Source organism: Aureibacter tunicatorum (genome assembly GCF_036492635.1).
Taxonomy (GTDB): Bacteria; Bacteroidota; Bacteroidia; order Cytophagales; family Cyclobacteriaceae; genus Aureibacter; species Aureibacter tunicatorum.
This window is the reverse complement of the sequence record NZ_AP025305.1, coordinates 1016418-1042629: the sequence shown is the minus strand read 5'-3', so window position 1 is coordinate 1042629 and position 26212 is coordinate 1016418. Positions and strand designations below refer to the sequence as shown.

Sequence of the window (26212 nt, the reverse complement as noted above, 5' to 3'; positions counted from 1 at the left end):
AGAAAAAAATTAGACAATGCCCATAAAAATAGAATGTTATAGAGGTTTTGCCAATTCTAACGAGATTTTTTTAAAAGGCCACGCCTTTAAGAACTACCATATTGCCCCATTAAAATCAAGCCATGGAATTTTAAATAATTTCAGAAACACCCTCAATCGCTTTTCCCTCAAGCCTCTGCCCGGTATTGAAATAAAAATAAGCATGAAATCAGGCTCAAAAACCTTCATTACCAATAACAATGGTTATTTCGAAGCTTGCATTCCTTACGAAAAGCTTTCTGACGGATGGCATACCTATAAAGCTGAATGGCAAGAAAATGAAACGACCACACATGCCGGTATAGGTGAATTTTTAGTATTGAATAAATGCGAAAGCATAATCATATCGGATATAGACGATACCATACTTAAATCCTATTCTACGAAAATCCTCAGAAAAGTATTTCTTCAACTAACCAAAAATGCCTTCAGCAGAAAACCTGTCAAAAACATCAGCAAAATATATAAAAAATGGGAAGTCGAGCAATCCAAAGCTTTTTTTTATGTGTCAAGCAGCGAGTGGAATCTGTACGACTTCTTACTGGACTTCAGCTCTATCAACAACTTTCCCAAAGGTGTATATTTGCTTAAAACATTGAAAAAGCTAAGCGATCTGCTTAGGTCAGGGTACGGCTCTCACATGCACAAATACGACAAAATTGAGTTTCTTATAGAAAAGTTTCCTAAAAAAAGATTTGTACTGATAGGCGATAATACTCAACACGATCCGCTTATTTTCTTTCAAGCGCTCATCAACCACCCAAAAAAAATAGATGCTGTATTCATCCATCAAGCGATAAAGAAACAAAAAGCGACAATTCACCTTCAAAAATATTGTAAGGAAAACCAGATCAATTTTTTATTGTTTAACAAGTCAGAGGAATTACATGAAAGACTATAGAGCCACCAATGATTAAACAAATTGCCATCATTATATTCATCAGCATCATAGCCTTGGCTTGTGAAAAAAAGAAAAAGTATCACTTCAAGCTTGATACTATTGAGAAAACATACGAGTTGTTTACTTACGACCCTAAAAAGAGTTTTCCAATGGTTCTCGCTCACAGAGGAGGAAAATACAAAGGGTATCCGGAAAATGCTATCGAAAGCTTTGAATACATGATGCAATTCAGCCCTATGGTCATACAATGCCAATTGAATTATTCTGCTGACGACAGCGTTTTCATATTTCGCGATGACACGCTCTCCAGAACAACCAATGGCATAGGCAATATCCATGAAATGACTTATCCAGAATTGAAACGACTGGAACTAATCGACTATCTGGGCAATAACACCCCTTATAAAATACCGACATTATCCGAAATGCTCGACTGGGCCAATGGCAGAGCCTTCTTGATTATCAACCCAAGACACAATATCCCTTTTGACAGACTTTTAGAACAAGTCAAAGCACATGATGCCTTGAACTATATATGCATAGTTGCCAGAAACGTGGAAGAAGCCATGGCCATAGATTCTCTGGATTCCACCGTGATGATATCCGTAAACCTTGTCGACACCACAGAATACAAGAGACTTCACCGAACAGGCGTAGATCCCAAGAGAATGATTGCCTATACAGGGAAAAAGACAAAATCTGAAAAATACTACTATTTCATGCATGGCAAGGGTATCATGAATATCATCAAAGCAGCAGGAAAATTGGATGAAAAAGCAAAAAAAACAGATGATGATCTATATATCGAAATGGTCCAATTAGGCGTAGATATCATCTCAACGGACAGGCCCGTGGAAGTATCCAAAGAACTGAATTTTTTAATCATTAATAGTCAATCATTTCCTAATTTTGTTGAGTATAAATAACTATATCATGAGAAACATAATCCTATTTTTTGCTTTATTAACCTTTGCTTCTTGCCAGAATCAAGGTAATTACTATTTCACTCTGAACAATTTAAATGACACCTATGAACTCTTCTCATACGTAGAAAAACAATCCATGCCGATGGTCAGCGCTCACAGAGGAGGACCATATCCTGGATTTCCAGAAAATTGCCTTGAAACTTTCGAGTACAACACCCAATTTGGTCCAACCATTATTGAGTGCGATATCGCGACAACTAAAGACGACTCTTTAGTTCTTATGCATGACAACACTTTGGATCGCACTACAAATGGACAAGGAGAGCTTGGCTCGAAAACTTATGAGGAAATCAGTAAATTATATCTGGTTGACAATGATGGCATGAAAACGAATTTCAAAATACCCACCTATTACCAGACATTGAAATGGGCAAAGGATAAAGTATTTTTAACCTTGGATCTAAAAAAGGGGCTTTCTTTCGAAAAAGTTATTGATAAAGTAAGAGAAATGAACATGGCTCCTTACTGCGCTATCATAACTTACAATGTCGACGATGCCCAAACCGTTCACAAATACGCTCCTGAGTTAATGATCTCTGTTACCATCATAGACAAGAGCGATTATTTTGAGCTTAAACAAGCAGGTATTCCTGATGATAGAATGATTGCATTTACTGGTCTTTCAGCTCAAAAACCTGAATTTTACAGCTTCCTCCATGAAAAAGGAATCAGATGCATGATGGCTACATTTGGAGAAATAGATAAAAAAGCGGCTGATGGCGCCACAACAATCTACAGCGAACTCATAGATAAAGGAGTCGATATAATAGCAACTGATAATCCTGCCGAAGCCTTGATCGAATTAAGATCAAAATGGGAAAGTTATTCTGAATTCAACAAATTCGTCAAATTCCAATAAACTCAATTTTACGTTTAATTTTTCAAAATTTTATAGTGATTAAGCAAGAGTTTGAATCTTCGGCTTTTTTCAATAAAATGCAATGTTGAATATATGACGACTTTGCATAATTTTGCAATTGATAGAATTTTTTATCACTACCTAACGAACAACCTTTACCCTGATGAATAAATTACTTGATTTTAGAAGCGATACAGTCACAAAACCATCTGAAGCAATGCTTCAAGCTATGGTGGAAGCAAGAGTAGGAGATGACGTTTTTGGAGAAGATCCTAGTGTGAAGTTATTAGAAAACTTATCCGCTGCTATGTTTGGAATGGAATCAGCGATCTTCTGTCCATCTGGAACCATGACCAATCAAATCGCCATCAAGCTCCATACTCAACCCGGAGATGAAGTTATATGCGATAGCAAATCGCACATTTACAATTATGAAGGTGGTGGTATAGCTTTCAACTCCATGTGTTCGGTTGCGCTAGCTAATGGAGACAGAGGAAGATTCAATGCAACACAAGCCCAAGAACTTATAAAAAAAGATGATATTCACTTTCCCAACACTAGCCTTATCTCAGTTGAAAACACTATGAACAAAGGAGGAGGGGCTTGTTATGACTGGAAAGAACTCGAAGAATTAAGCTCGCTGGCAAAATCGCAAGGCTTGGCATTTCATCTTGACGGAGCAAGGCTATTCAATGCGCTAGTCGCCAAAAATGAAAATCCTAGACAATACGGAGAAATATTCGATACCATCTCAATATGCCTTTCCAAAGGATTGGGAGCACCTGTTGGTTCTTTGCTTATTGGCAAAACGGATCATATCAAAAAAGCAAAAAGAATTCGCAAAGCTTTCGGCGGGGGAATGAGGCAAGCAGGTTTTATGGCCGCCGCTGGAATTTACGCTCTTGAAAACAATGTTGAGCGACTTGCCACTGATCATAACAATGCTAAAATTCTCGCAAGTGAACTTTCCAAAACATCATTTGTAGAGCAAATAATAGAGCCGGAAACAAATATTGTCATTATCACGCTCAAGGAGCTAATAACTCCTGAAATATTTCTTGATAAGTTAAAAGAAATCAATATTCAAGCGGTTCATTTTGGAGGCCAGAATATTCGCTTCGTTACTCACTTGGATTTAAATTCAAATGAAATTAATGAAGCAATAGAGCGAATCAAAAAATTGGAATTATAATTCTTAAATTAATTCACATTTTACCCCAAATCAATATAAATTAAACTATATTGAAAACTGATTTTACTCTGCTCGTGGCGAATGCTTATGAGCAGATTTTTTTTAGAAAAAACTAAGCATTAAATGGCTAAAAACACATATAAATCAAACCATTTTAAGCAAGAGCCCAAACCTAAAAGAAAACTAAAGTTTAAATTTAATTTTAGCTTTTTTAATGACCCAAAATTCAAATTTTCAACTGGGCTTTTTCTGATTATATTATCCGTATTTCTTAGCGTATCATTTGTCTCTTTTTTATTCACAGGCAAAGCTGATCAGAGCGTGCTACAAGCAATTTTCGACCAAAGCATTCAAAGCTCCGGACAAGAGATTGAAAACTGGCTTGGCTTACTGGGTGCTTTTGCCTCGTTTATCTTCATCTACAAATGGTTTGGGATCTCGGCATTCCTTATCAATCCCTTGATTTTCTTAATAGGCTTCAAGCTATTGGTTCAAAAAGAAGTGTTTCCAATTTACAAAGCATTCAAATTCATATCCTTCATGACCATCTGGATAAGCATGCTATTCGGATACATGAATCTTGAAAACTCAACACCTAATGAGATGAGTTTCATGGGAGGAGGAATTGGCTTTGAGCTAGCAACTCTGTTCAACGGCTTAGTAGGATGGGGGACACTGTTATTTTTGCTTTTTGCTTTAGTCATATTCGTCGTTTATTTCTTCAATTTGAATACTACGGCTTTCAAGCTTCCGGATACTCCTCAGGCTTCTCCTAAAGAGCCAAAAGCTAAACAAACTCAGAATGAAACGAATAATTCTGATGAAGTGAAAGTCGAACAATCCAAAGAAAAACTTCCAGACGAAGTCAATGTGCTGACGCGAAAAGTTTTTTCTCACGAAGGAAGGGAAAATGCCGCCATGAATAAGGAAGGTGATGATATGTTCGACCTATCTATAGAGCATCAAAGCGAGGAAGAAATGTTGGACAATATCACGCTTAAAAGCACTATAAAGAATAGTTCTTCAGAAAGTCCGTCTAATGAGGACAACTTGGACAAACAACTTGTTGATGATTTTGCTAAAGAGTCAATCATTGCACATGAATTAGATGCACCAGCGACTACGCCAATAAACGATGATTTTTCTCAAAACCCATTGCCAACAAAAGACCCTGATATTAATTCAAATATCCAACTAAATGTAAATGTAAGCACTTCGGAAAAGCCTCAAGAAAACTTACCTGAAAAAAAAACTGAAATAATTCTTGACCTTCCTGACGCTTCAACCAGTTCGAAAAAAGCAAAAAAGAGCGAAGCACCCTCTGAACTAACGCTAGCTGTGGAAGACACTACCATCAATGAAGAAAAAAACGAAACGCTCACATCTGTCGAAACCGAACGTAAAAAACTCGTAGAAGAAAAGCTTGGAACAGACATAGATGAGTTCGACCCAACTTTAGAGTTGGGAAATTATCAATACCCTGATGTAGACCTGCTCATTGAAAGGCCTCAGAGCAAAAAGACTGTCAGCCAAGAGGAGCTTGAAGAGAATAAAGACAAGATTGTTGAGACACTTGTTAACTTCAAAATTGGCATAAGCTCCATCAAAGCGACCATTGGACCAACAATTACTCTTTATGAGATCGTGCCTGAAGCGGGAGTGAAAATATCAAAAATCAAAAACTTGGAAGATGATATTGCATTAAGTCTGTCAGCTTTAGGCATTAGAATCATTGCTCCCATACCTGGTAAAGGAACTATAGGAATAGAAGTTCCAAACACCCACAAAGAAGCGGTATCCATGAAATCTGTCATTGCCACCGACAAGTTTTTGAATGAAAGCAAAATGGCTCTTCCCATAGCCATAGGAAAAACTATTTCCAATGACGTATTCATCACCGATTTGGCAAAAATGCCTCACTTGCTTATGGCGGGTGCTACAGGGCAAGGTAAATCAGTTGGCCTAAACGCCATACTATCTTCATTGCTTTATAAAAAACACCCTTCAGAGTTAAAGCTAGTAATGGTGGATCCTAAAAAAGTGGAACTAACACTCTACAATAAAATAGAGAAACACTACCTAGCCAAGCTTCCTGACAGCGAAGAAGCGATCATCACCGACACAACAAAAGTTATCAATACGCTTAACTCGCTTTGTGTAGAAATGGATCAACGATATGATTTGCTAAAGGAAGCTCATTGTAGAAATATTATCGAGTACAATTCGAAATTCAAATCAAGAATGCTCAACCCTGAAAAGGGCCATAAATTCTTGCCATATATCGTATTAGTGATTGATGAGTTAGCCGATTTGATGATGACAGCCGGCAAAGAAGTCGAAACTCCGATTGCCAGGCTTGCGCAGCTAGCCAGAGCCATTGGTATTCACTTGGTGGTAGCGACACAAAGACCTTCAGTCAATGTCATCACAGGTATCATTAAAGCCAATTTCCCCGCAAGGTTGTCTTTCAGAGTAACCTCCAAGATAGATTCTCGTACAATACTAGACTGCGGAGGCGCCGAACAGTTAATTGGAAAGGGAGACATGCTATTGTCAATGGGATCTGATTTGACCAGATTGCAATGCGCGTTTATCGATACGCCAGAGGTAGAGGATTTATGCAATTTCATTGCTGCGCAAAAATCCTATCCTTCAGCTTATTCGTTGCCTGAATACACTTCCGATGATTCCGATGGTGGAAATAGAGATCTTGATCTTTCGGATAGGGACGTTTTATTTGAAGAAGCTGCCAGAACGATTGTATCCCATCAACAAGGAAGTACCTCCTTGCTTCAACGTAAATTGAAGCTTGGTTACAATAGAGCCGGCAGAATCATTGATCAACTTGAAGCGGCAGGAATCGTAGGACCTTATGAAGGAAGCAAAGCAAGAGAAGTTCTCATTCCTGATGAATACGCTCTTGAACAACTGCTGAGCAGTCTGGAATAAAATCCGGTTGTTTAATTTTGAAAAAAATATTTACCTTTGCAGAGTTTAACCCAAATTTGAATTGTAAAAATTTCCTAATTGAAATACATTTATATGAAAAAATATATTCTTCTATTCGTTGCTAGCATATCATTCTTGACATATAGTTTTGCTCAAAAAGATCCAAAAGCATTGGCGATTTTGGATAAAATGAGCGATAAATACCAAAATCAAGAAGCTTTTGAGGCAGGTTTCAAGCAACAACTGATTAATCAGAATGAAGGGCTTGATGAATCTTTTGAAGGAAACATTTTAGTAAAAGGCGAAAAATTCCGCATTGACATCGCTGGACAGCAAATATTTAATGATGGAAGCGCTATTTGGACATATAGCCCTGATGATGAAGAGGTAACCGTTACCGCTAGCGAAGAAGGGGAAGACGAAGGGCTTAACCCAACGACATTTTACTCCGCTTACAAAGAAGGATTTCTTTACGCTGTCATTGGCCACGAATCCTTAAGAGGAAAAAATATTAGTGTCATTGACCTTACCCCTGAAGACAAGTCTAAAAATTTCTTTAAAATCAGAATGAGGATCAATACGACCGACAATGAAATACTAAGTTGGGAAATATTTGAAAAAGGCGGGAACAACTATTTATATACGATAGAAAATTACAAGCCTATTGCAAGCATCTCTGACAATGAGTTTCAATTCGATACTGAAGATCATCCGGATGTTGAAGTAGTTGACTTAAGATAATAAATATAAAAGAGGTTTACAGCCTCTTTTTTCATATCACGAATAATACAGAACTTAATACATAGAATAAAATCCATGACCAGGAAAGATCTATTCGAACAAATACAATCCAAAAAATCCTACCTATGCGTAGGCTTGGACACTGACATTAATAAAATACCCAAACATTTATTAGACAAGGAAGACCCTATATTTGAATTCAACAAAGCGATCATTGACGCTACTAAAGATTACGCTGTAGCTTACAAACCTAATATCGCTTTTTATGAAGCTTTGGGAGCTTCTGGTTGGAATTCTCTTCAAAAAACGCTCGAATACATCCCTGAGAATACCTTTACGATCTCCGATGCCAAAAGAGGCGATATTGGAAACACAAGTTCCTTATATGCCAGAGCATTCTTCGAAAACATGAATTTTGATTCAGTCACTGTAGCTCCATACATGGGTGAAGATTCCGTAAAACCATTTTTGGAGTTCAAGAATAAGTGGGTCATACTTCTAGGTGTTACATCAAACCAAGGAAGCTTTGATTTCCAACACTTAAGAATCAAAGATAAAAACAGAAGCCTTTTCGAAGAAGTTATCATCAAAAGTCAAGAATGGGGGACTTCAGATCAATTGATGTTTGTCGTAGGAGCTACCAGAGCAGATTTGCTTGAAAAAGTAAGAAAAGCGGCGCCTGATCATTTTCTTTTGGTACCGGGAGTTGGAGCTCAAGGCGGAAGCTTGGAAGATGTATCCAAATATGGCATGAACGATCATTGCGGATTATTGGTAAACTCTTCAAGAGGAATTATTTACTCGTCAAATGGGGAAGATTTTGCGGAAAAAGCTAAAGAAGCAGCCAAAACATTGCAAATGGAAATGTCCGAATATTTGGACAAATACCTAGGATAAAAAATACTTCCATAAAAAAGTCTGCATTCGAGCAGACTTTTTCTTTCCAATATTTTCAAAAACCTACTTTTTATACTTCAAGTGCTTTGATCTTCCTTTGCTGAAATTCATACCATCCATAGGCTTCCCTCTTCGAAGTTCTTTCTGTTTTTCCAAAGGCAATCTATTTACTTCCATGCATTCTTCAGAACAACAGTTTTCCATCTTTTCCGCGCAAGAAGGGCACTGGATAAACAACAAGTGACATGCATCGTTAGCACAGTCCACATGCGTATCGCAAGGTTCTCCGCATTGATGACATACAGAAATGACATCATCGCTTATTCTTTCAGCTTTACGATTATCAAAAACGAAATTCTTGCCCATGAATTTGTTATCAAGCTTTTCGTCTTTTACCTGCCTTGTGTATTCAATTATACCTCCTTCAAGTTGATACACATTTTTAAATCCTTTATGCTTAAAATAAGCACTAGCTTTCTCGCATCTGATCCCGCCTGTACAATACATTACAAGATTCTTGTCATCCTTATGCTCTCTCAAATCTTCTTCAATGATATCCAAAGATTCTCTAAAAGTATCGACATCTGGCGTTATCGCTCCTTTAAAATGGCCTATTTCACTTTCATAATGATTTCTCATATCCACTAAGACCGTATCTTCCTTAGCGATAATATCATTAAAGTCTTTAGCTCCTAAATGAACGCCTTTATTAGTAACATCAAATGAATCATCATCCAATCCATCCGCAACGATTTTCTTCTTTACTTTAATCGTTAATTTTAAAAATGATTTGTCATCCTGCTCCACAGCTACATTTAGCCTTATGCCATTCAAAAATGAAATGCTATCCAAATGACTTTTAAAAGCCTTGAAGTTTTCAGCAGGAACTGAAATTTGAGCGTTTATTCCTTCATTAGCGACATAAGTTCTCCCCAACACATCCAATTCATTCCATGCCACAAACAATTCATTTCTGAATATTTCAGGGGCTTCAATATTATAATATTGATAGAATGAAATGGTCAATCTTCTTTTTCCAGCTTCATCAATAAGCTTTTCTCTTTCCTTAGCGCTTAGTTTATTGTACAGTTGCATGCTATACGGTTTAATTTTTTTGTTTGATTTCTACAAAATTAAATATTTTGATTATGACCTTGAGCAAAAAAGATAAGATTAATAAAATAAAATAGATTTTATCCAAAAATTCTACTTTTCATTCAATTAAAAAACTCTCAACATCTTAGAAATGGACTGGAATCTTCTCCATAACAATAATCCTCACCCCTATTCAGCCCCATGATATATATAAAAAAGTTATTGCATGCGGCTTCTACATCTTCATTTGACATTTGAGGAAATGACCTGAACTCGAAAATCGGTGCCGGCACTCTATCCTTTCCAACAGAATCCACTTTAGAACCAAAACCGCCAATAGACTCCAACTTTCCAGCTACTGATCTATCTGGAAAATTCTTAGCTGTCAACATGTCTACTCCTTTAGGAATATTGCTTAACCAGTCTTTTTTTGTCAACGCATTAAAAGTATCTATTCCCGATCGATGATACTTAACTCGATCATGATAAACCCCTTTTTCGAAAACCGGCAATTCCAATTTGGTTTGCAATGTATCCATGACCAACTCAAAAATAAAATCCCAAAGTTCCAGATCATTCTCTTCCAAAATTTGGCGATCCAAGTCAGGCAAAAGCTTATAAATAAATGAGAAATCTGTTCTAATCAAAAGCCTGAACGCCGACTTCGCATAATTTTTAATTGCTTTCTTAGTGGAGATCAATGCATATATTAACAATAACAGCAAGTTTTCAAACTGCCGGCTTGGTTGCCAAGCAAGCAATTGATCCGCCCGAGTTCTAAATCTGCCTGCCATTTCTTCATGCATTTCCATCAATGTAATACTCAACGCCTTCAATGCATGTCTATATGTGCAGCTGAGCTGCTTTTTAGCAATCAACTCGGGTGTAAGCCCTCCCAAATAACACCTACCATATCTTAATCTATCACCTTGCCCTTGATCTTCTCCATTTTGAGGCATTCCTATATGCTCAAATAACCTTTGAATTTGTCTTAAGTCGACTCCGGCGGTTCCTTGCATCTTTACTCCGAACTCCATTTCCTTAGCAGCAGCCCCCACAGATGCTGAAAAAACAATCGCATCGCTATCAACAATCTTCCCTCCCATATCGGGAAATTCTTTCATGTCAACATATCCTTTTTCAAGCCCTACTTTTTTCAACTGACTTAAAAACTCCATGGATTTTGCAATGGCTTCTCGCATTTGAAAAAACCCTAATGGAGTCTCTTCAAAAGCATCTGTTTCTAATTCCATGACAGAAAAATCATAGCTGTAAGTACTGATGCCATCGTCGGTTTTCGCCTTGAAACCTGCAGGATGTTTGAAAAAGCTATGATTTACAGGATAACAATTTTGATGCGTCAATTGCTCATACTCATTTGGATCAAATTCTGCTCTTGGGTTTTTCATCACAGGCCAACCTGTTTCCATTTCAAAGCCAATAGCTCTTTGTATTACATCATCTGCAATAGGAGGCAACCTGCTCTTGCCATTAGAATTAGGCCTAAAGTTTAATGAAGTCTTCTTGTTGTTGTATTGACGCTCAAAATTAGGCATTCAAGAGTAGAATTATCAGGAGTTAATATTCGCACATAAACACAACAGCCTACAAGCTTTCTATGTTTTGTTCTCCTCCCCCTTCAAATTGACTACTTTTTTTTCAACATGATTCCAGACAACTGCCTACCTGTTTTTCCTTTGTCTCTTCTAGCTGAAAAATATCTTCCCGCGTCAGTGTAAGTGCAAACATTTGAAATTTCAATGTTCTTATATCTAACTCCAATAGACTCCAACTGATGCCTATTGGCTTTCCACAAATCTAAAAAATACTTGTCCGTGTATAGTGGATGTCTAGCAAACACCAAATGAGAATGGTCTTCAAACTTTTCCGCATACTGATTCTTGACTTCCTCTCCCACTTCATAATTCTCTGATGAAATAGACGGCCCAATTGCAGTTATAATATTCATTGGATCTGTATTGAAATGAGACGACATCATTCGAACCGTATTTTGAACAATGCCTTGAGCTGTTCCTTTCCAGCCGGCATGCACAGCGGCAATAACTTTTTCTACAGGATCAAATAACAATACAGGAACGCAATCGGCTGTTAATACAGCAATAAATATATTAGGGATATTAGTTACCAATGCATCAGTGGTGTCAAATGTATTCAATCCAGAATTAAACTCTTCAAGCGTAGTAGGATATATTATTTCCACATTGGCAGAATGGGTTTGCTTGGGAACAATCAATTGATTGGACTGAATGTCCAAAGCTTTGCATAAAGCCATTCTATTCATTTGCACATGGGAAGGCTCGTCAATCTGATTAAATCCTAAATTCAATCCTTTATTAACTCCAAGGCTGAAGCCACCCTTTCTCGTCGAAAAAAAATGCTCTACATTTTCTTGGCTATTCAGAATATCGATTTGCCCTAATTCAAGTCCGTTATTTATTACATATCTCATCTCAATAGCCTAGTTTGTTCAAAATATTCTGCTGGTCATTCATCAGTTGATTTTCCGACTTTTCAATAAAATGCTTATTATACAAAGTCATCGTAATGACAGCATCATTGGTAAATGCTCCATTAATCAACTTATGTGTATTCAAGTCAAGACCAGCTTGTTTTTTAGTTACTCCTGTATACTCCAAGAATTGTTCCTCTGTATCAAAACTGTAAGCATGAGTTTTCATCCCATGTTCATGAATTAATTTGGCTTGCCAATCATGAAGCAGATCTGTATAATTGTTCGGCTCGCCTCCAATTGAAGGTCCCATGAATTGAGCTCCATTAGCAATACCAAAATTTATCCAATCAAGGTATTCTTCACGATCACTTCCATCATTGATATTCTCTGGCTCTTCATATAATAGCAAACACTTGGGCAAGCCCGGCATATACTTATTCAATAGCTTCAAGCTTTCTCGAGAAAATGTTTGAAGCACAACTCTTCCTTGTTCATTTGCCACACTGACTTTGCCAGCGTTATCGCCTATTTCAAGCAAGGTTTCGGATGTTTCAATATTCCAACCAAGACGGCTTAGCTCCTTGCTTAAATCTTCCTCGATCCCTGGAAAAAACTTCGGAACTTTAGTTTCTATATACAAGCCTGGCCTGTTTCCATTATCCTCCAAATCCTTTTCATATTCAAACTTCCAGACTAGCTTGCCATTTTCCTCCAACAAAGCCATCACTCTTCGGCCATTATCATCTCGCTTTAGCTTATATCCTAAGCTAATCATAGCAACATCTTCAAGCGTCAATAATTCCAAACCTTCAAAAGACTTTCTGGCTCTTTTTGGTTTCGCAGAATTAAACCATGATCCAGCATCCAATTGACTTACTTCCGACCAAGTCAGCTCCGAAACATGTTTATGCGAGTCCTCAGGAAATTTATCTAATATATCTGTGGTTCTCAACAGATTATCATCATGCAAAGCCAGCAAGACAGAAGGCTCAATGATCTTGCCACTTTCATCTCTTAACTCCTTTGTTCTTTGAAGATCCAACTCCAAATAATGAGCGCCTGAGTTTCTTGCCCATCGATAAGCTGCTTCAGTTTCCTCTGGAGCCCAGTGAGTTGTCCCGCGATGGGCGATCACAACATTTTCTTTCACGTAGGATTGTATCTCTAGAAAATCTTCAGGCAAGTTGTTCTCTTCATTTGAAGGCTGGCATGCGCTCATGGCGAACAAAATAATAATGGATAAAAAATTAAATCTATACAAACCTAACATGACACTTTATTTGTAATTCCAATGATAATCATAGCATTTTATTTTTCAAACCAAAACTTAATTTAATATCATTAAAATAACGTTAGCTACTAATAAAAAATTGGCAAACTTTAGCAATACATTGCAGTTGATGTATACGAAGATATTGCATATTTCGATACCTGAATTTCACTCAAATCCTAAAATTCATCTATCTAGTCATTCAATCTCAATATCAACCAGTTACAAGATCATTCTTATTGGATTTATTTAAAGCATGAAGGCATCAGACGTATTTATAAAAGCACTGGAAAATGAAGGAGTCAAATACATTTTCGGCATACCCGGAGAAGAAACACTTGACTTGCTGGATTCATTGATAGATTCAAAAATTTCATTTATTAATGTAAGACACGAAACTGTAGCCGGTTATATGGCTGCTACTGTCGGCAGGTTAACAGGAATGGCGGGTGTTTGTCTTTCAACGATTGGACCTGGAGCCGCAAACTTGGTGCCCGCGGCGGCTTATTCCAACCTAGGAGGCTGGCCAATGGTTATGATTACCGGCCAAAAACCTGTCAAGTCAAACCCTCAGGGACGATTCCAATTTATCAGAACAAGCGATATGATGTCAGCTGTGACAAAATCGTCAAAAACCTTTTATGGAGGAAAAAATATAAACTGGATGACCAGAGAAGCTTTCAAAACCGCAGAAAGCGAAAGACCCGGAGCTGTGCACTTAGAGCTCCCTGAAGATGTTGCTAAAGAATATGTAGTCCAAGATTACATACTAAAAGTGAAAGAAGATCCTGCCGTAGCTTCAGAAAACTCAATCAATGAAGCTGTAAAAGTCATGACCGAAGCTAAAAAACCTATCATCTGTCTAGCTTCAGGCTGCAACCGAAAGGCAAACCAACAAGCGCTCTCCAAATTGGTGAAACAAACTTGCATACCATTTATCACGACTCAACTTGGCAAAGGCGCTGTTGATGAAAGAAACCCCGACTATCTTGGCAACGCTTGCCTTTCAAGCAATATGATTCTAAGCAATGCTGTTAAAGCAGCAGATGTGATTCTAGTCATTGGTCACGATGATTTTGAAAAACCGCCTTTTAAGATGCAACATGATCCAAGAGTAATTATACACTTGAATTACACGCGCGCTAATATAGATCCTGAATATTGCCCAACATATGAAGTTATTGGTGACATAGCCAATGCTGTGAACCGAATTACAGACAAACTTTCAAGCATGAAATGCCTTTGGGAATTCGATTATTTTAGAAAACTCAAAAAAACAATCGATAAATCAATGCTGCCGACAATAAACGCCGATCAATACCCTCTTTGTCCATCCAGAATTGTTAACGATACCCGTGAAGCCATGCCGGATGATGGAATAGTATGCTTGGACAATGGCATGTATAAAATATGGTACGCCAGAAATTACAGAGCCAATCAACCCAATACATTGCTTTTAGACAATGCTTTAGCAACCATGGGAGCTGGGCTAGCTTCGGCTATATCCGCTAAATTGCTTTACCCTCAAAGAAAAGTCATTGCTGTATGCGGTGACGGTGGATTTATGATGCATTGCCAAGATTTAGAAACAGCGGTCAGGCTAAACCTCAACCTAGTGGTTCTCATCTTAAGAGATAATGCTTTTGGAATGATCAAATGGAAGCAAGAGAGTCAAGGGTTGCCCAACTTCTCACTAGATATCGGTAATCCAGACTTTACTAAGTTCGCTGAGTCATTCGGTGCAAAAGGCCATTTTATTGAAAATACTGAAGATCTGCTTCCCGCCTTGAAAAGTGCTTTAGACAGCAATGGCGTCCATTTAATCGATTGTCCAATAGATTACGAAAGTGATAATAAGATTTTAAAATACGATTTTAAGGAAATTGCTCGAAATACTGAAGAAGGCATGATATAAATAAAAAAAGCGGTCTAAAACCGCTCTATATTATTATCCTAAAATCAAATGTATAAACCTCGCTGGCGCGCTTGTGTCAATTAAACATCCGACTATTATTCCAAACACAGCTCCCCATAAGTGGGCATCATGATTGATATTGTCTCTTCTATTTTGAGAACTATAAATTGTATATGCTATATACAGTATTCCGAACAACCAGGCTTTTATCGGGAAAAAATACACGTAAATCGTACTGGTAGGAGAAAACAATATTGTAAAAAACAATACCGCTGACACTGCCCCTGAAGCTCCTAAAGCACCATAATTAGGATTGTTCATTTCCTTGATAAACGTTGGAATATTCGCCACAATAATTCCCAACAAATAAAACAAACCAAAATAAATCGTTCCTGCTTCCCCGAAAAATTGCTTGAAAATATGTTCAGCCGTTCCCCCGAAGAAGTAAAAGGTTATCATATTGAAAAGCAAGTGAACTGTGTCTCCATGAATGAAACCTGAGGTTAAAAACCGATCGTATTGACCTGTCTGCTTAATCAAGTAAGGTCTGAAAAGCAGTCTATTCACTATATCATACCTTTTAAATGCATAGAAACTCACTAAAACAGTGATGATTAAAATTGCATACGTCATAATCACTTTACTTTTTCAAAAAATATCTAATTCTTATTTATCTCTGCTTATCAAGTATTTTGCAAATCTCAACAAGGGTTCCTTAGCTTCATCGCTTGCAGAAATTTTTGACAGCGAGTCGAAGCTTCTATCAAAATATTCATTCATTTTACGTTCGGTAAGCTCTTTAATCCCCAACAGATTGTAAATTTCAACTACAGCCTTGACCTTCTCATCTTTATCGAAATCCTTTGCAGCGATCCACTTGTCCAACTCTTCTCTTTGAGCAGGGTTAGCTTTGTTCAACGCATTTATCAATAAAAACGTTTTCTTATTTTCAATAATATCGCCTCCTACCTGCTTGCCAAATTTGGACTGGTCAGCATACACATCCAACAAATCATCCATTAATTGGAAACCAGTGCCAATATCTTCACCAAATTGCCTCAAATAATGAATAGAATCCTCATCAGCATCCGACAAAATTCCTCCCAACTCCAAAGCATACCCTATCAAAACTGCCGTTTTTTGGCGAATCATTTCAAGATACTCTGTTTCAGATACAGTTGGCAAGCTTTCAAAATTCATATCCTTCTGCTGACCTTCGCATACTTCAACAGCTGTTCTGTTGAATCTGGATATAACTCTTGATATTTTAGACGGATCTTCTACTCCCAAGAAAAAATCATAAACTTTGATCATCATCACATCACCTGAAAGGATAGCTATGTTGTCATTCCATTTTTGATGCACTGTTTCCTTGCCTCTTCTCAAAGGAGCCTTGTCCATAATATCATCATGTATCAAGGTGAAATTATGAAAAATCTCCAAGCCAATAGCTGGAAGCATTATCGACTTGTAATCTTCTTTGAATAGTGAATAAGACATCAAAGCCAACAATGGACGAGATCTTTTCCCTCCCAATTTCATAAAATAATGTATGGGATCGTAAAGCTCCACTGGATTTTCTCCAAACTTTAATTTTTCTATCTCTTCATTGATCTGAAAAATCGCTTCCTTTATTTCAACTCCCGGCTTTAATTCTAATACTTCACTCATTTACTTAATCATTTACAAAAGCTAAATCTATTGTTCTTCTGTTGATATCGGTTTTAATCACTTTGACAATCACCTTATCCCCCAAAGTTATCATTCGTTTTGTACTTTGACCAATAACTCTGAAATTTTCCTCGTCAAATTCATAAAAATCATCTTTCATTTCAGCCATTCGAACCATTCCTTCGCAATGAGTTTCTGTGATTTCAACGAAAATTCCCCATTCGGTCACACCAGATACTATGCCTTCCCAATTTCTTTTCTCAAGAGACTCCATATATTCTACCTGCTTGTATTTGATGGAGGCTCTATCAGCATCAGCGGCAACCCTTTCACGTTCTGAGCAATGTTTGCAATACTCTTCGTACTCCTCTCTGTCAGCCGATTTTCCTCCATCCAGATAATGTTGCAATAGTCTATGCACCATCAAATCCGGATACCTTCTTATCGGAGATGTAAAATGCGAGTAATGCTTGAAAGCCAACCCAAAGTGTAGCATTTCTTCTGTGGAATACTTCGCTTTTGCCATCGTTCGAATCGCAATAGTCTCTAACAAATTCTGTTCAGGCTTGCCTTCAATATCATCAAGCAATGTGTTCAATGAATTGGAAACGCCACTTTCATCGCTTTTTATCAAGTAACCAAACCTCTTGGCAAACTTGGAGAAATCTTCCAACTTTTCCGGGTCAGGGTAATCATGCACACGATACACAAATGTGTCTTTTTCCTTTCCTTTTTTCTTGTTAAAAACGAACTCAGCCACTCTCTTATTCGCTAGCAACATAAAGTCCTCCACTAGCTTATGAGCATCTTTTCTGACTTTTGGAATTACTTCCAAAGGCTTGCCATTCTCATCCAGCCTAAATTTCACTTCAGTAGTTTCGAAGTTAATAGAACCTTCGGCGAATCTTTTCACCCTAAGTTTCAATGCCAACTCGTTCAACTCGACGATCTCTTTGGCAAAGTCACCTTCCAAAGTTTCTATTCGTTCTTGAGCTTCTTCGTAAGTAAACCTCCTATCGGAATATATAACTGTCCTTCCAAACCACTCGCTAACAATTTGGGCATTTTCGTTTAATTCAAACACTGCTGAAAAAGCCAATTTTTCTTCTTCAGGCCTAAGTGAGCATAGTCCATTCGAAAGCCTTTCCGGTAGCATCGGAATCGTACGATCCACTAAATAAACGGATGTCGCTCTTGTGAAAGCCTCTTCATCCAATCTTGTCCCAGGCCTCACATAATGACTAACATCAGCAATATGAACACCCACTTCTGTATTGCCATTTTCCAATTTTCGAATAGACAAGGCATCGTCAAAATCCTTGGCATCCAATGGGTCGATAGTAAACGTGGTAATTCCTCGGAAGTCTTTTCTTTTTCTATATTCCTTCTCAGAGATCTTATCAGAAAAGCTATTCGCTTCCTCTTCAACTTCAGGATCAAACTCGAATGGAAGCTCAAATTCAGCCATAATAGCATGAATCTCCGTTTCATTTTCACCTGACTTTCCTAATACCTTTGAAATCGTTCCTGTTGGATTTTTATCTCTATCGGGCCAGCGGACCATCTTTGCGATAACTTTGTCATTATGCTTAGCGCCTTTCAAGTTATGCATAGGTATGAAAATGTCATTATGCATCTTCTTATTATCAGCCACTACAAACGCGAATCTTGGCGATATTTCCACATGTCCAACGAATTCCTCACGTTTTCGGCTAACAATGCCTGTAACATACCCCTCCGGCCTTCCGCCTCTTCCTCTTGCTCTTTTTATGGTAATTTTCACTTGATCACCATCAAGAGCATGCATCATATCTTCGCTTCGGACATAGACGTCTTTCTCCAGACCTTCGCAAATCACATATGCAAAGCCAGGATTCACGTAATCCACAGTCCCTGTTATGGTTTCTGAAGATTGACTGCTCATATACAGACTTGTCCCAACTTCTTTGATACGACCAGTCTTAGAAAGGTATTCCAATACTTCAGTCGCTTTTCTTTTCGTTTTTCGATCTTTGATTTGCAGTTTTCTTATCAATTTGCGAGCGGAAAAAGCTTGCTCGGCATTTTGATTTAAAAACTCTATGATTTGCTTCGGCAAGATATCCAATCGTCTTGCCGATTTTTTGCTATTATGCTTTCTTAATCTTTTTTTCGTCATATTCTCATCGCGGAAGCATCATTCGCTTCCGTCTAAAATTTAAGTGTTAGTTTCGCTATTTTCCTCAATTGGATCAAGCGTAAAAAATCTCCCATTACTACACGCAAAGTTCAACGCTTTGCATAATCGATATTTTTCTCATCAATCAAAGGGAGCTTATTCATTTTCAAAAACGTTTGCGCGCATAAAGAGATATCATTTGCCAAATGATCAGATATCTTATTCATATCCTTATGCACATAATATACATCTCCTATGGTTTCATTCTCTTTCAAAACGAATTTCACAGGTATTCCCAACGCATTGGCCAAAGCATGGATAGAAGTATATCCTTTGTAATCGCCAAATTTCCACCCATCCAGAGTATCAAAATGCGGATGGTTCCAAGACTTGTACTGGTTTAACATGAGACACTTGGGGAGTTCCAAGTCATTCGAGAGGCTTCGTCTGCAAATATAGGGATAAGTAAACTCTTTTCCATTATGGGAACAAAATTTTAATGCCTCGGAGTTGAATTTTTTATCAATAATCTCAAATAATTCCTTAATCAACTTTTTTTCATCTTCATTTTCAAACGTTCTTATTATTAAGGAATTATCTTTCACAATACCCAATGCAATCATTGCTATTCTTCCAAACTCTGCATAAATTCCCGCTTTCTTTCGATACAAATGCTCTTTGCTTAATGAAGACGAAGATTTCAAATTGTCGGATTTTTCAAGCCATAGCCTTTGCGAAGAGCTTGGAAGTTTTTTGTAATTTTCAAATTGAGGAATTGTTGCAATCGAAATAAAAAGAAGTTGATTCAAATTTTGCATAAAGGTCGGCTTTTCAAGCATAAACCAAAAATTAAGCGACACCTATGGAAAATTCGCTTCAAAAAAGATCTCTTTTGCATTTTTTATTACATAAGTAAAATTCACTCAAAAAAAACATTTTTAAAAATCCTTTGTTATACTTTTTTAGGTGATAAAAAATACGATGCTAAATTCACGCATTTCATTGATTAAAGCCTGAATTTCAAGTTGCATGAAGTTTGCAAAATCATGCTATTTCGACAAAAACCTTACGCAAGATAAGGAGGCAATCACGAGTTGGGGAGTTATGGTCTATTGCGTTAGAACTGTACAGCAAATAGCAACAACACAATCGACCAAATGAAAGAATCAAAGACAACTCAATACAACACCCCAAATTCGATCATCAAAGTATCATTGTGGTTAATATTCTTCCTTTGCATATATACAATTGTCCTTGCAGGCAGTTTTTCTCTTGGCGCTTACCTAGTGTACTTAGCATTCACTCTAATAGCAGAGCACTTCAACTTGCTTACTTTGCTTATCAGTTTTGGACTTTTGGGCCTTTCTGTAATTTTATTATTATTCACCATCAGGCATTTCAAAAAACATAATAAAATAGAAAATGACCAAAATATAAAAATACAACCCGATAAGCATCCAAAACTCTTCGCTATCATCAATAAAATTTCAGATTCCCTGAAAATCAGACCTCCTCATACCATATATCTTATTCCAGACTCCAATGCTGGCGTTTTCTTTAAAGAGCAAAGTATTTTTCCTTTTACAAGCAATCCAAAAGAGTTAATGATTGGAGGAGCGCTAATCAACTCTTTGAATGAAAAAGAATTAGAAGCTGTCATTGCGCACGAATTAGCGCACTTTTCTCAAAAAGAGATGATGCTCGGCAAAATGGTCACTTCGGCAAATCAATATATTTTCCATATTGTTCATGATCAAAACAACTTCATAGACAAAGCAATCAAAAAACATATTGATAAGGTGTTCTTCGGGTCTTTGATTGTTATTCTGAAATTTTTAATGAATCAAGAACGAAAAATTTTCAATAATATTTACAACTCTCTAAACAAAGAATATAACATCCTGGCTAGGGATCTGGAATTCAAAGCCGACAATATTGCGACTCGTATTACTGACACTGATACTATGATTTCCGCCTTACGAAGAATCGAATTTGGACATCTGGCTTATAACCTTTCCAGAACAGGAATAGACGAACTAACCGAAGCCTATTGCAAAGTCTCAAACATCTATGAGTATCAATCCGAAATGACTTCATTATTGATCGATAAAAACAATTTATCCTTTGATAACTTGAAATTACCAATAATCACTAATGACTACTTTGAGAACAGAGGGAGCAGAATAATTTTTGAAGATCCTATGAGCACTCACCCTATGCTTTCAGAAAGGGAAATGAATATCTTAGATGTTAATTCTAAAAACAAATCCGACAAAAAAGCCTCACTGAATCCAGCTTGGATGCTTTTCTCCAACGAGCTTGAGCTTCAAAAACTCTTAACAGAAATATATTACGCTTCTCAGTACCCGGACATACATGATCTTAGAGCAATCAATTCTCAAGAATTTCATCAGTGGATCAATAAAGACAAAGACATGAATGATAAGCTTAATTCATTCCATGGCTTTTTCAGCGATAGAAAACTAGAAAAGATAGACATATGGGGCTCACTAGCCTATGTGGATGATTTTGATTTGAAATTCGATCAAATCTTTAATGCAGACAACCAAAAAGAATTCAAGCGATATAGACAAAATCTAAAAGATCTAAAAAAGCTATATTGGATCAAAAACAGCTATAAATCAATATGTAATTTTAAATTTGACAATGTTGTCTTTCATTCTAACCAAGCAGATGAAATCATTGGTATACTTGAAGAAGAAATTCACGATGGCCATAAAAAAATGAAAAAACTTGAAGAGCAAGCATTTCTTTACAGCTTCAAGCAGAGCATGCAGTTTGGAATGGAAGACCAACTCATTGAAAAGTATCTTACTTATTATGCTTTGGATAAAGAATCAGATCGCTATATCTCCATTCAAAATCGTCTAGAATCAGCATTGGAAATGATGGCTTACAACGATGAAATGGATGATAGCGAACGCATGGAAATCAATCAAGAGATCGTTGAAATAAATACCATATTTCGAATGGCGCTCAACAACAGCAAGGATGTGGCTATAAATACTGATTTCGTTGCAAAAAGAATGGCGGAAAAAAATTACTCTAAGTTTATAAACGAAGGCTTAAACGAAACTGATATTTCCATTACATTCAAAGCTAAAGACACTGAGCAATTGATTGAAAATATCAACAATACATCTTTAAAAGTTCAGGAATTAAACGAACTTGCTTTTCAAGATTTGATCACTTATTTAAACGATCTAAATATCAAAGAAAAAGTCAAAGAAATCGAGAATAAATAAAACTTAAACCTTAGCCTCATGTTGAAATAAAAAAACATTTCATATGAGGCTAATTATACTATTTTGCATTTTAATGCAAATTATTCCATTAGAAGTATTCTCTCAGAGTGAACATATTGAGTCGCTGGACAAAGAAAATATAATTGGATTCGAGTTTCAACTTGATAATGACGAATCAAAGAAAGTTTCTATCGACTTAAAAGGTATGTTGGGAATCCAATACAATTACATCAACCCGCTAGACAATAGGGAATATTTGGTTGGATACGACGAAAACAAATCAGAAGGCACTAGATATTTTCTTCAACCTAATAACAGAAAACCGAAATACAACAGCAATTTCGCTATTAGAAGAGCTCGAATCGGAATGGATATTAAAATGCCTTATGACATTTACATGCACATCATGTTTGCTCTGGACCTTGGACAAAACCAAACGAGCTATGGTGTCAACAGAGACTATATCGATTACGGGTATTTTGGAAAAAAATTCGATCATGGATTATTGGAAGGAAGACTGGAATTGGGGTATCGAAAAGTTTATTTTGGTGTGGAAGAGCATACTCCTCCTTTCAAAATTAAAAACATAGAGCGATCGATTGCTAATAATTATTTCAACCAAGCTACAAACTGGACAGAGGAAGGACGCCCTCCTGGCTATGTATGTACACCATTGGGGATAGGCAATAGACATACAGGCTTGTATTGGGATGGAAAGCTAAACAAAGCCTTGCAAGGCTTGAAATACTATTTGGCCATTACTTCAGAAGCTTTTGACCCTTTTAGAAAATCCAGAGGAAGCGAAGTTAGCAGAATGTATTATTACTTTGGATTGGGATATGACAACTCTTGGGAAAATAAAAGCCTAAATTTTGGACTTAACTACGCACTGATTCCTCAAGGTGTAGCATACTTTCCAATCGAAGAGCAAAGATACAGCAGGCTATCCGCTCTAAATCCATATTTAGAAGCAAAATGGGATGGATTAAGAGTATTCGGTGAAGCATTCTTCGGAGAAGCTTCCAAAGGCCAATTCATCGATGGAGGCTTTACTGACAACCAAGCTCCGGATAGAGCTTTAAACGCGCCAACAGCTTACAGCACAGGCTACACAATCATAGCGTCATACCTCACTCGCTCAGGCATCGAGCCTGTCTTGAGATACTCAAACTTGGATACTGGAGGCGCTGGCTTCTCCAGCGGCTTCATAAGAGATATTATACCTAATGAACCCAGCAGACTAGAAACCTCCAATTTTAATAAAGCTCATCAACTTAATGCAACGGTCAATTATCAAGTAATTGAAAATCATTTAAGGTTTTCTGTCGGATATGAATACATCCAATTAAAAGAAAACATAGATTACAAGATTTTTATTAACAACAACGACACTCAAGTTCCCAATAGCGAAGCTCAACAGTTAATTGATGACTCAAAATACGAAATGCACATTGTCAGAGCGAGAATGCAATTCTACTTTTAAACAAAAAAGGCTGTGAATAAATTCACAGCCTTTTAATGCATATATTTAAATATCTAATACTTATTTGCTACCGATTTGAATTTCTTCTCTTACGATAGTTTGAACTCTATCCGGGCCTACTGAAACAATATTGATTTTCACACCAACTTCTTTTTCAATAAAATCCACATAGTCCTTCAATTCTTGAGGGAAGCCATCATAAGTATCAATTCCTTCCAAGCTCTGATTCCAACCTTTCAATGTTTGATAAACTGGTTTGATTGGCACAGAAATATCAAATGGCAATACATCCGTATTTTCTCCATTCTCCAATTCATAATGCGTGCAAACTTTGATCTCCTCAAAGATATTCAACACATCAGCTTTCATCATAAATAGCTGAGTCACGCCATTGATCATGCATGCGTATTTCAAAGCTGGCAAATCCAACCATCCGCATCTTCTTTCCCTACCTGTAGTCGCTCCGAACTCATTTCCTTCTTTTTGAATCTTTTTGCCAATCTCGTCAAAAAGCTCAGTTGGGAATGGACCAGAACCAACTCTAGTGCAGTACGCCTTGAAAATTCCGTATACCTCGCCAATATTTCTCGGTGCTACGCCCAAACCTGAACAAACCCCCGCGGCTGTCGTGTTAGAGCTCGTAACGAATGGATAACTCCCAAAATCAATATCCAACAAAGAACCTTGAGCTCCTTCAGCTAAAACTGTTTCGTTCGAGCTAATCGCTTGATTGATTTCATACTCACCATCAACAATATTGAATTTAGACTTGACAAACTCAACTGCTGTGAAAAACTCTGCATTCAACTCATCCAAATTGTATTCAATCTGATGCTCGTCAAGAACTAATTGATGCTTAGCTACTAGTTGATTGTATTTGTCCTTGAAGTTATCCAATACAATATCCCCAACTCTCAATCCAACTCTACCTATCTTGTCTTGGTATGTAGGTCCAATGCCTTTAAGCGTAGATCCTATTTTCTTATCGCCTTTAGCTTTTTCATACGCAGCATCCAAAAGTCTATGCGTAGGCAAGATTAGCTGTGTTTTTTTGGAAATCTGCAAATTGCCGAAATTCACATTGTATTGCTCCAAGCCTTCCACTTCACGCTTGAAGATCACCAAATCCAACACCACTCCGTTACCAATCAAATTCTTAGCATTTGGACGAAATATTCCTGAAGGAATTTGGTGCAACACATGCTTGATACCATCGAATTCCAAAGTGTGACCGGCATTTGGCCCACCCTGAAAACGGGCCACGTTGTCATACTTAGGAGCAAGATAATCCACAATTTTACCTTTACCTTCATCGCCCCACTGCAGGCCTAATAAAATATCTACGCTCATTATTGTATATTTTTCAAAAACTCTACTGCTTCTTTTTCTTCTTCCTTTATTGTAAATATGGAGTTCAACTTCGTTACAATCAACAACTTCTGCACACTTTCAGAAGGCTTCAACAAAACTATTTCTCCATTAATATTTCTGAACTTCGTCAGAACAGTTATCAATACTCCCAAACCAGAGCTATTGATATATCTCACATCAGTTATATCTATGACACAACGCTTGCAACCTTCATTAATCGCATCATTCAGCTTGTCCATAAGTTCTGGCCCATTATCCTGACCTATAAGATCCCCGGATAATCTCAATACCATAATTTCATCAACTATTTCCTGAGTGTATTTCATGAGGTTATTCTATTAATTGTCTTATCCTTAGTTTGACAATCCGCACAAACTCCATAAAGATTCAACGAATGATGAAGAATCTTAAAATTAAACATCTCACCTACCATGGATTGTATTTGATGAATTCTCGGGTCGCAAAACTCAATAACCTTATGGCACTCCGTGCAAATCAAGTGATCATGTTGCTTGAAACCATACGATTTTTCATATTGAGCCTGATTCCTGCCAAATTGATGCTTGCTTACCAAATCGCACTCAACTAGCAAATCCAGCGTATTGTACACTGTGGCTCTTGAAACCCTGTAATTTTTATTTTTCATACTGATGTAGAGCTCCTCCACATCAAAATGGTCGTCGCGGGAATAGATTTCCTCGATGATTGCAAATCTCTCTGGCGTTTTTCTCAAGCCTTTATTTTCAAGATAAGCCGTGAAAATCTTTCTTACTTTTTCGAATGTTTGATTGTCCGATGACATATTTTAAATACCCTCGCAAAATTAATCCCGCATTTCTCTGATCTAATAGTCTAAAATGCAGGATTCTTTATTTTTTATTATTACAAAGCCCTAATCACCTTCATGCCACTGCAAATATATAACTATCTGCCCATAGAAGCCTGA

Annotated in this window: 21 protein-coding genes; 10 read left to right on the top strand and 11 right to left on the bottom strand. The window is 37.2% G+C overall.

The genetic code is table 11. The features are described from left to right. The first annotated feature begins 202 nt into the window (after nucleotides 1–202). From AABK36_RS04455 to pyrF, 7 genes are all read left to right on the top strand, one after another. Nucleotides 203–940 carry a phosphatase domain-containing protein gene (locus tag AABK36_RS04455; protein ID WP_309937836.1) on the top strand — a complete coding sequence of 246 codons (738 nt, stop codon included), beginning with the start codon at nucleotides 203–205 and terminating at the stop codon, nucleotides 938–940. An 8-nt stretch (nucleotides 941–948) separates the two neighbouring features. Further along, complete coding sequence (locus tag AABK36_RS04450; RefSeq protein WP_309937835.1) at nucleotides 949–1866, top strand: glycerophosphodiester phosphodiesterase family protein; 918 nt, start codon at nucleotides 949–951, stop codon at nucleotides 1864–1866. Between the two features lie 7 nt (nucleotides 1867–1873). After that, the gene (locus AABK36_RS04445; protein ID WP_309937834.1) at nucleotides 1874–2785 is read left to right on the top strand and encodes a glycerophosphodiester phosphodiesterase family protein; all 912 of its coding nucleotides are present in this window, start codon (nucleotides 1874–1876) and stop codon (nucleotides 2783–2785) included. A 163-nt stretch (nucleotides 2786–2948) separates the two neighbouring features. Continuing rightward, nucleotides 2949–3977 carry a threonine aldolase family protein gene (locus AABK36_RS04440; RefSeq protein WP_309937833.1) on the top strand — a complete coding sequence of 343 codons (1029 nt, stop codon included), beginning with the start codon at nucleotides 2949–2951 and terminating at the stop codon, nucleotides 3975–3977. Nucleotides 3978–4100: 123 nt separating this feature from the next. Continuing rightward, complete coding sequence (locus AABK36_RS04435) at nucleotides 4101–6926, top strand: DNA translocase FtsK (RefSeq protein WP_309937832.1); 2826 nt, start codon at nucleotides 4101–4103, stop codon at nucleotides 6924–6926. Between the two features lie 93 nt (nucleotides 6927–7019). Beyond that, entirely contained in the window at nucleotides 7020–7667 is a 648-nt protein-coding gene (gene lolA1, locus AABK36_RS04430; RefSeq protein ID WP_309937831.1) for an outer membrane lipoprotein periplasmic chaperone LolA1, read from the top strand. A 75-nt stretch (nucleotides 7668–7742) separates the two neighbouring features. Next, nucleotides 7743–8564 carry an orotidine-5'-phosphate decarboxylase gene (pyrF, locus tag AABK36_RS04425; RefSeq protein WP_309937830.1) on the top strand — a complete coding sequence of 274 codons (822 nt, stop codon included), beginning with the start codon at nucleotides 7743–7745 and terminating at the stop codon, nucleotides 8562–8564. Nucleotides 8565–8627: 63 nt separating this feature from the next. Here the strand turns inward: pyrF and trhO are convergent, their stop codons facing one another. The 4 genes from trhO to AABK36_RS04405 all read right to left on the bottom strand — a co-directional run bounded on the left by trhO (nucleotide 8628) and on the right by AABK36_RS04405 (nucleotide 13351). Further along, complete coding sequence (gene trhO / locus AABK36_RS04420; protein WP_309937828.1) at nucleotides 8628–9659, bottom strand: oxygen-dependent tRNA uridine(34) hydroxylase TrhO; 1032 nt, start codon at nucleotides 9657–9659, stop codon at nucleotides 8628–8630. A 137-nt stretch (nucleotides 9660–9796) separates the two neighbouring features. Continuing rightward, on the bottom strand, nucleotides 9797–11215 hold the full coding sequence (locus tag AABK36_RS04415; protein WP_309937827.1) for a hypothetical protein: 1419 nt from the start codon (nucleotides 11213–11215) through the stop codon (nucleotides 9797–9799). Between the two features lie 92 nt (nucleotides 11216–11307). Further along, nucleotides 11308–12129: a peptidoglycan editing factor PgeF gene (gene pgeF / locus AABK36_RS04410; RefSeq protein WP_309937826.1), complete on the bottom strand. Its 822-nt coding sequence runs from the start codon at nucleotides 12127–12129 to the stop codon at nucleotides 11308–11310. Nucleotide 12130: 1 nt separating this feature from the next. Beyond that, entirely contained in the window at nucleotides 12131–13351 is a 1221-nt protein-coding gene (locus AABK36_RS04405) for a glycerophosphodiester phosphodiesterase family protein (RefSeq protein WP_309937825.1), read from the bottom strand. A 307-nt stretch (nucleotides 13352–13658) separates the two neighbouring features. Here AABK36_RS04405 and AABK36_RS04400 point away from each other — a divergent pair, with 307 nt between their 5' ends. Beyond that, complete coding sequence (locus AABK36_RS04400; protein ID WP_309937824.1) at nucleotides 13659–15317, top strand: acetolactate synthase large subunit; 1659 nt, start codon at nucleotides 13659–13661, stop codon at nucleotides 15315–15317. A gap of 33 nt (nucleotides 15318–15350) precedes the next feature. Here AABK36_RS04400 and AABK36_RS04395 read toward each other — a convergent pair whose 3' ends face one another. The 4 genes from AABK36_RS04395 to AABK36_RS04380 all read right to left on the bottom strand — a co-directional run bounded on the left by AABK36_RS04395 (nucleotide 15351) and on the right by AABK36_RS04380 (nucleotide 19964). Next, on the bottom strand, nucleotides 15351–15950 hold the full coding sequence (locus tag AABK36_RS04395; protein ID WP_309937823.1) for a rhomboid family intramembrane serine protease: 600 nt from the start codon (nucleotides 15948–15950) through the stop codon (nucleotides 15351–15353). A 33-nt stretch (nucleotides 15951–15983) separates the two neighbouring features. Continuing rightward, nucleotides 15984–16988: a polyprenyl synthetase family protein gene (locus AABK36_RS04390; protein ID WP_309937821.1), complete on the bottom strand. Its 1005-nt coding sequence runs from the start codon at nucleotides 16986–16988 to the stop codon at nucleotides 15984–15986. Between the two features lie 4 nt (nucleotides 16989–16992). Continuing rightward, the gene (rnr, locus tag AABK36_RS04385) at nucleotides 16993–19146 is read right to left on the bottom strand and encodes a ribonuclease R (RefSeq protein WP_309937820.1); all 2154 of its coding nucleotides are present in this window, start codon (nucleotides 19144–19146) and stop codon (nucleotides 16993–16995) included. Between the two features lie 110 nt (nucleotides 19147–19256). Beyond that, nucleotides 19257–19964 carry a 3'-5' exonuclease family protein gene (locus tag AABK36_RS04380; RefSeq protein ID WP_309937819.1) on the bottom strand — a complete coding sequence of 236 codons (708 nt, stop codon included), beginning with the start codon at nucleotides 19962–19964 and terminating at the stop codon, nucleotides 19257–19259. 339 nt (nucleotides 19965–20303) lie between these two features. Between AABK36_RS04380 and AABK36_RS04375 the strand changes: the two genes are divergently transcribed. Then, complete coding sequence (locus tag AABK36_RS04375; protein ID WP_309937818.1) at nucleotides 20304–22412, top strand: M48 family metalloprotease; 2109 nt, start codon at nucleotides 20304–20306, stop codon at nucleotides 22410–22412. Nucleotides 22413–22455: 43 nt separating this feature from the next. Further along, nucleotides 22456–23895, top strand: coding sequence for a porin (locus tag AABK36_RS04370; RefSeq protein WP_309937816.1), 1440 nt, complete (start codon nucleotides 22456–22458; stop codon nucleotides 23893–23895). A gap of 60 nt (nucleotides 23896–23955) precedes the next feature. Here AABK36_RS04370 and AABK36_RS04365 read toward each other — a convergent pair whose 3' ends face one another. Genes AABK36_RS04365 through AABK36_RS04355 form a run of 3 tightly spaced genes read right to left on the bottom strand, consistent with a single transcriptional unit; the run spans nucleotide 23956 to nucleotide 26068 of the window. Continuing rightward, entirely contained in the window at nucleotides 23956–25245 is a 1290-nt protein-coding gene (locus tag AABK36_RS04365) for an adenylosuccinate synthase (RefSeq protein WP_309937815.1), read from the bottom strand. Continuing rightward, on the bottom strand, nucleotides 25245–25592 hold the full coding sequence (locus AABK36_RS04360; protein ID WP_309937814.1) for an STAS domain-containing protein: 348 nt from the start codon (nucleotides 25590–25592) through the stop codon (nucleotides 25245–25247). The genes AABK36_RS04365 and AABK36_RS04360 overlap by 1 nt, the downstream gene beginning before the upstream one ends. Beyond that, nucleotides 25589–26068: a Fur family transcriptional regulator gene (locus AABK36_RS04355; RefSeq protein WP_309937812.1), complete on the bottom strand. Its 480-nt coding sequence runs from the start codon at nucleotides 26066–26068 to the stop codon at nucleotides 25589–25591. The genes AABK36_RS04360 and AABK36_RS04355 overlap by 4 nt, the downstream gene beginning before the upstream one ends. Between the last annotated feature and the right edge of the window lie 144 nt (nucleotides 26069–26212).

Coding starts and splice junctions, on each gene's coding strand:
- AABK36_RS04455 (WP_309937836.1), top strand. CDS start 203: ATGAAATCAGGCTCAAAAACCTTCATTACCAATAACAATGGTTATTTC.
- AABK36_RS04450 (WP_309937835.1), top strand. CDS start 949: ATGATTAAACAAATTGCCATCATTATATTCATCAGCATCATAGCCTTG.
- AABK36_RS04445 (WP_309937834.1), top strand. CDS start 1,874: ATGAGAAACATAATCCTATTTTTTGCTTTATTAACCTTTGCTTCTTGC.
- AABK36_RS04440 (WP_309937833.1), top strand. CDS start 2,949: ATGAATAAATTACTTGATTTTAGAAGCGATACAGTCACAAAACCATCT.
- AABK36_RS04435 (WP_309937832.1), top strand. CDS start 4,101: ATGGCTAAAAACACATATAAATCAAACCATTTTAAGCAAGAGCCCAAA.
- lolA1 (WP_309937831.1), top strand. CDS start 7,020: ATGAAAAAATATATTCTTCTATTCGTTGCTAGCATATCATTCTTGACA.
- pyrF (WP_309937830.1), top strand. CDS start 7,743: ATGACCAGGAAAGATCTATTCGAACAAATACAATCCAAAAAATCCTAC.
- trhO (WP_309937828.1), bottom strand. CDS start 9,659: ATGCAACTGTACAATAAACTAAGCGCTAAGGAAAGAGAAAAGCTTATT.
- AABK36_RS04415 (WP_309937827.1), bottom strand. CDS start 11,215: ATGCCTAATTTTGAGCGTCAATACAACAACAAGAAGACTTCATTAAAC.
- pgeF (WP_309937826.1), bottom strand. CDS start 12,129: ATGAGATATGTAATAAATAACGGACTTGAATTAGGGCAAATCGATATT.
- AABK36_RS04405 (WP_309937825.1), bottom strand. CDS start 13,351: ATGAGCGCATGCCAGCCTTCAAATGAAGAGAACAACTTGCCTGAAGAT.
- AABK36_RS04400 (WP_309937824.1), top strand. CDS start 13,659: ATGAAGGCATCAGACGTATTTATAAAAGCACTGGAAAATGAAGGAGTC.
- AABK36_RS04395 (WP_309937823.1), bottom strand. CDS start 15,950: ATGACGTATGCAATTTTAATCATCACTGTTTTAGTGAGTTTCTATGCA.
- AABK36_RS04390 (WP_309937821.1), bottom strand. CDS start 16,988: ATGAGTGAAGTATTAGAATTAAAGCCGGGAGTTGAAATAAAGGAAGCG.
- rnr (WP_309937820.1), bottom strand. CDS start 19,146: ATGACGAAAAAAAGATTAAGAAAGCATAATAGCAAAAAATCGGCAAGA.
- AABK36_RS04380 (WP_309937819.1), bottom strand. CDS start 19,964: ATGCAAAATTTGAATCAACTTCTTTTTATTTCGATTGCAACAATTCCT.
- AABK36_RS04375 (WP_309937818.1), top strand. CDS start 20,304: ATGAAAGAATCAAAGACAACTCAATACAACACCCCAAATTCGATCATC.
- AABK36_RS04370 (WP_309937816.1), top strand. CDS start 22,456: ATGAGGCTAATTATACTATTTTGCATTTTAATGCAAATTATTCCATTA.
- AABK36_RS04365 (WP_309937815.1), bottom strand. CDS start 25,245: ATGAGCGTAGATATTTTATTAGGCCTGCAGTGGGGCGATGAAGGTAAA.
- AABK36_RS04360 (WP_309937814.1), bottom strand. CDS start 25,592: ATGAAATACACTCAGGAAATAGTTGATGAAATTATGGTATTGAGATTA.
- AABK36_RS04355 (WP_309937812.1), bottom strand. CDS start 26,068: ATGTCATCGGACAATCAAACATTCGAAAAAGTAAGAAAGATTTTCACG.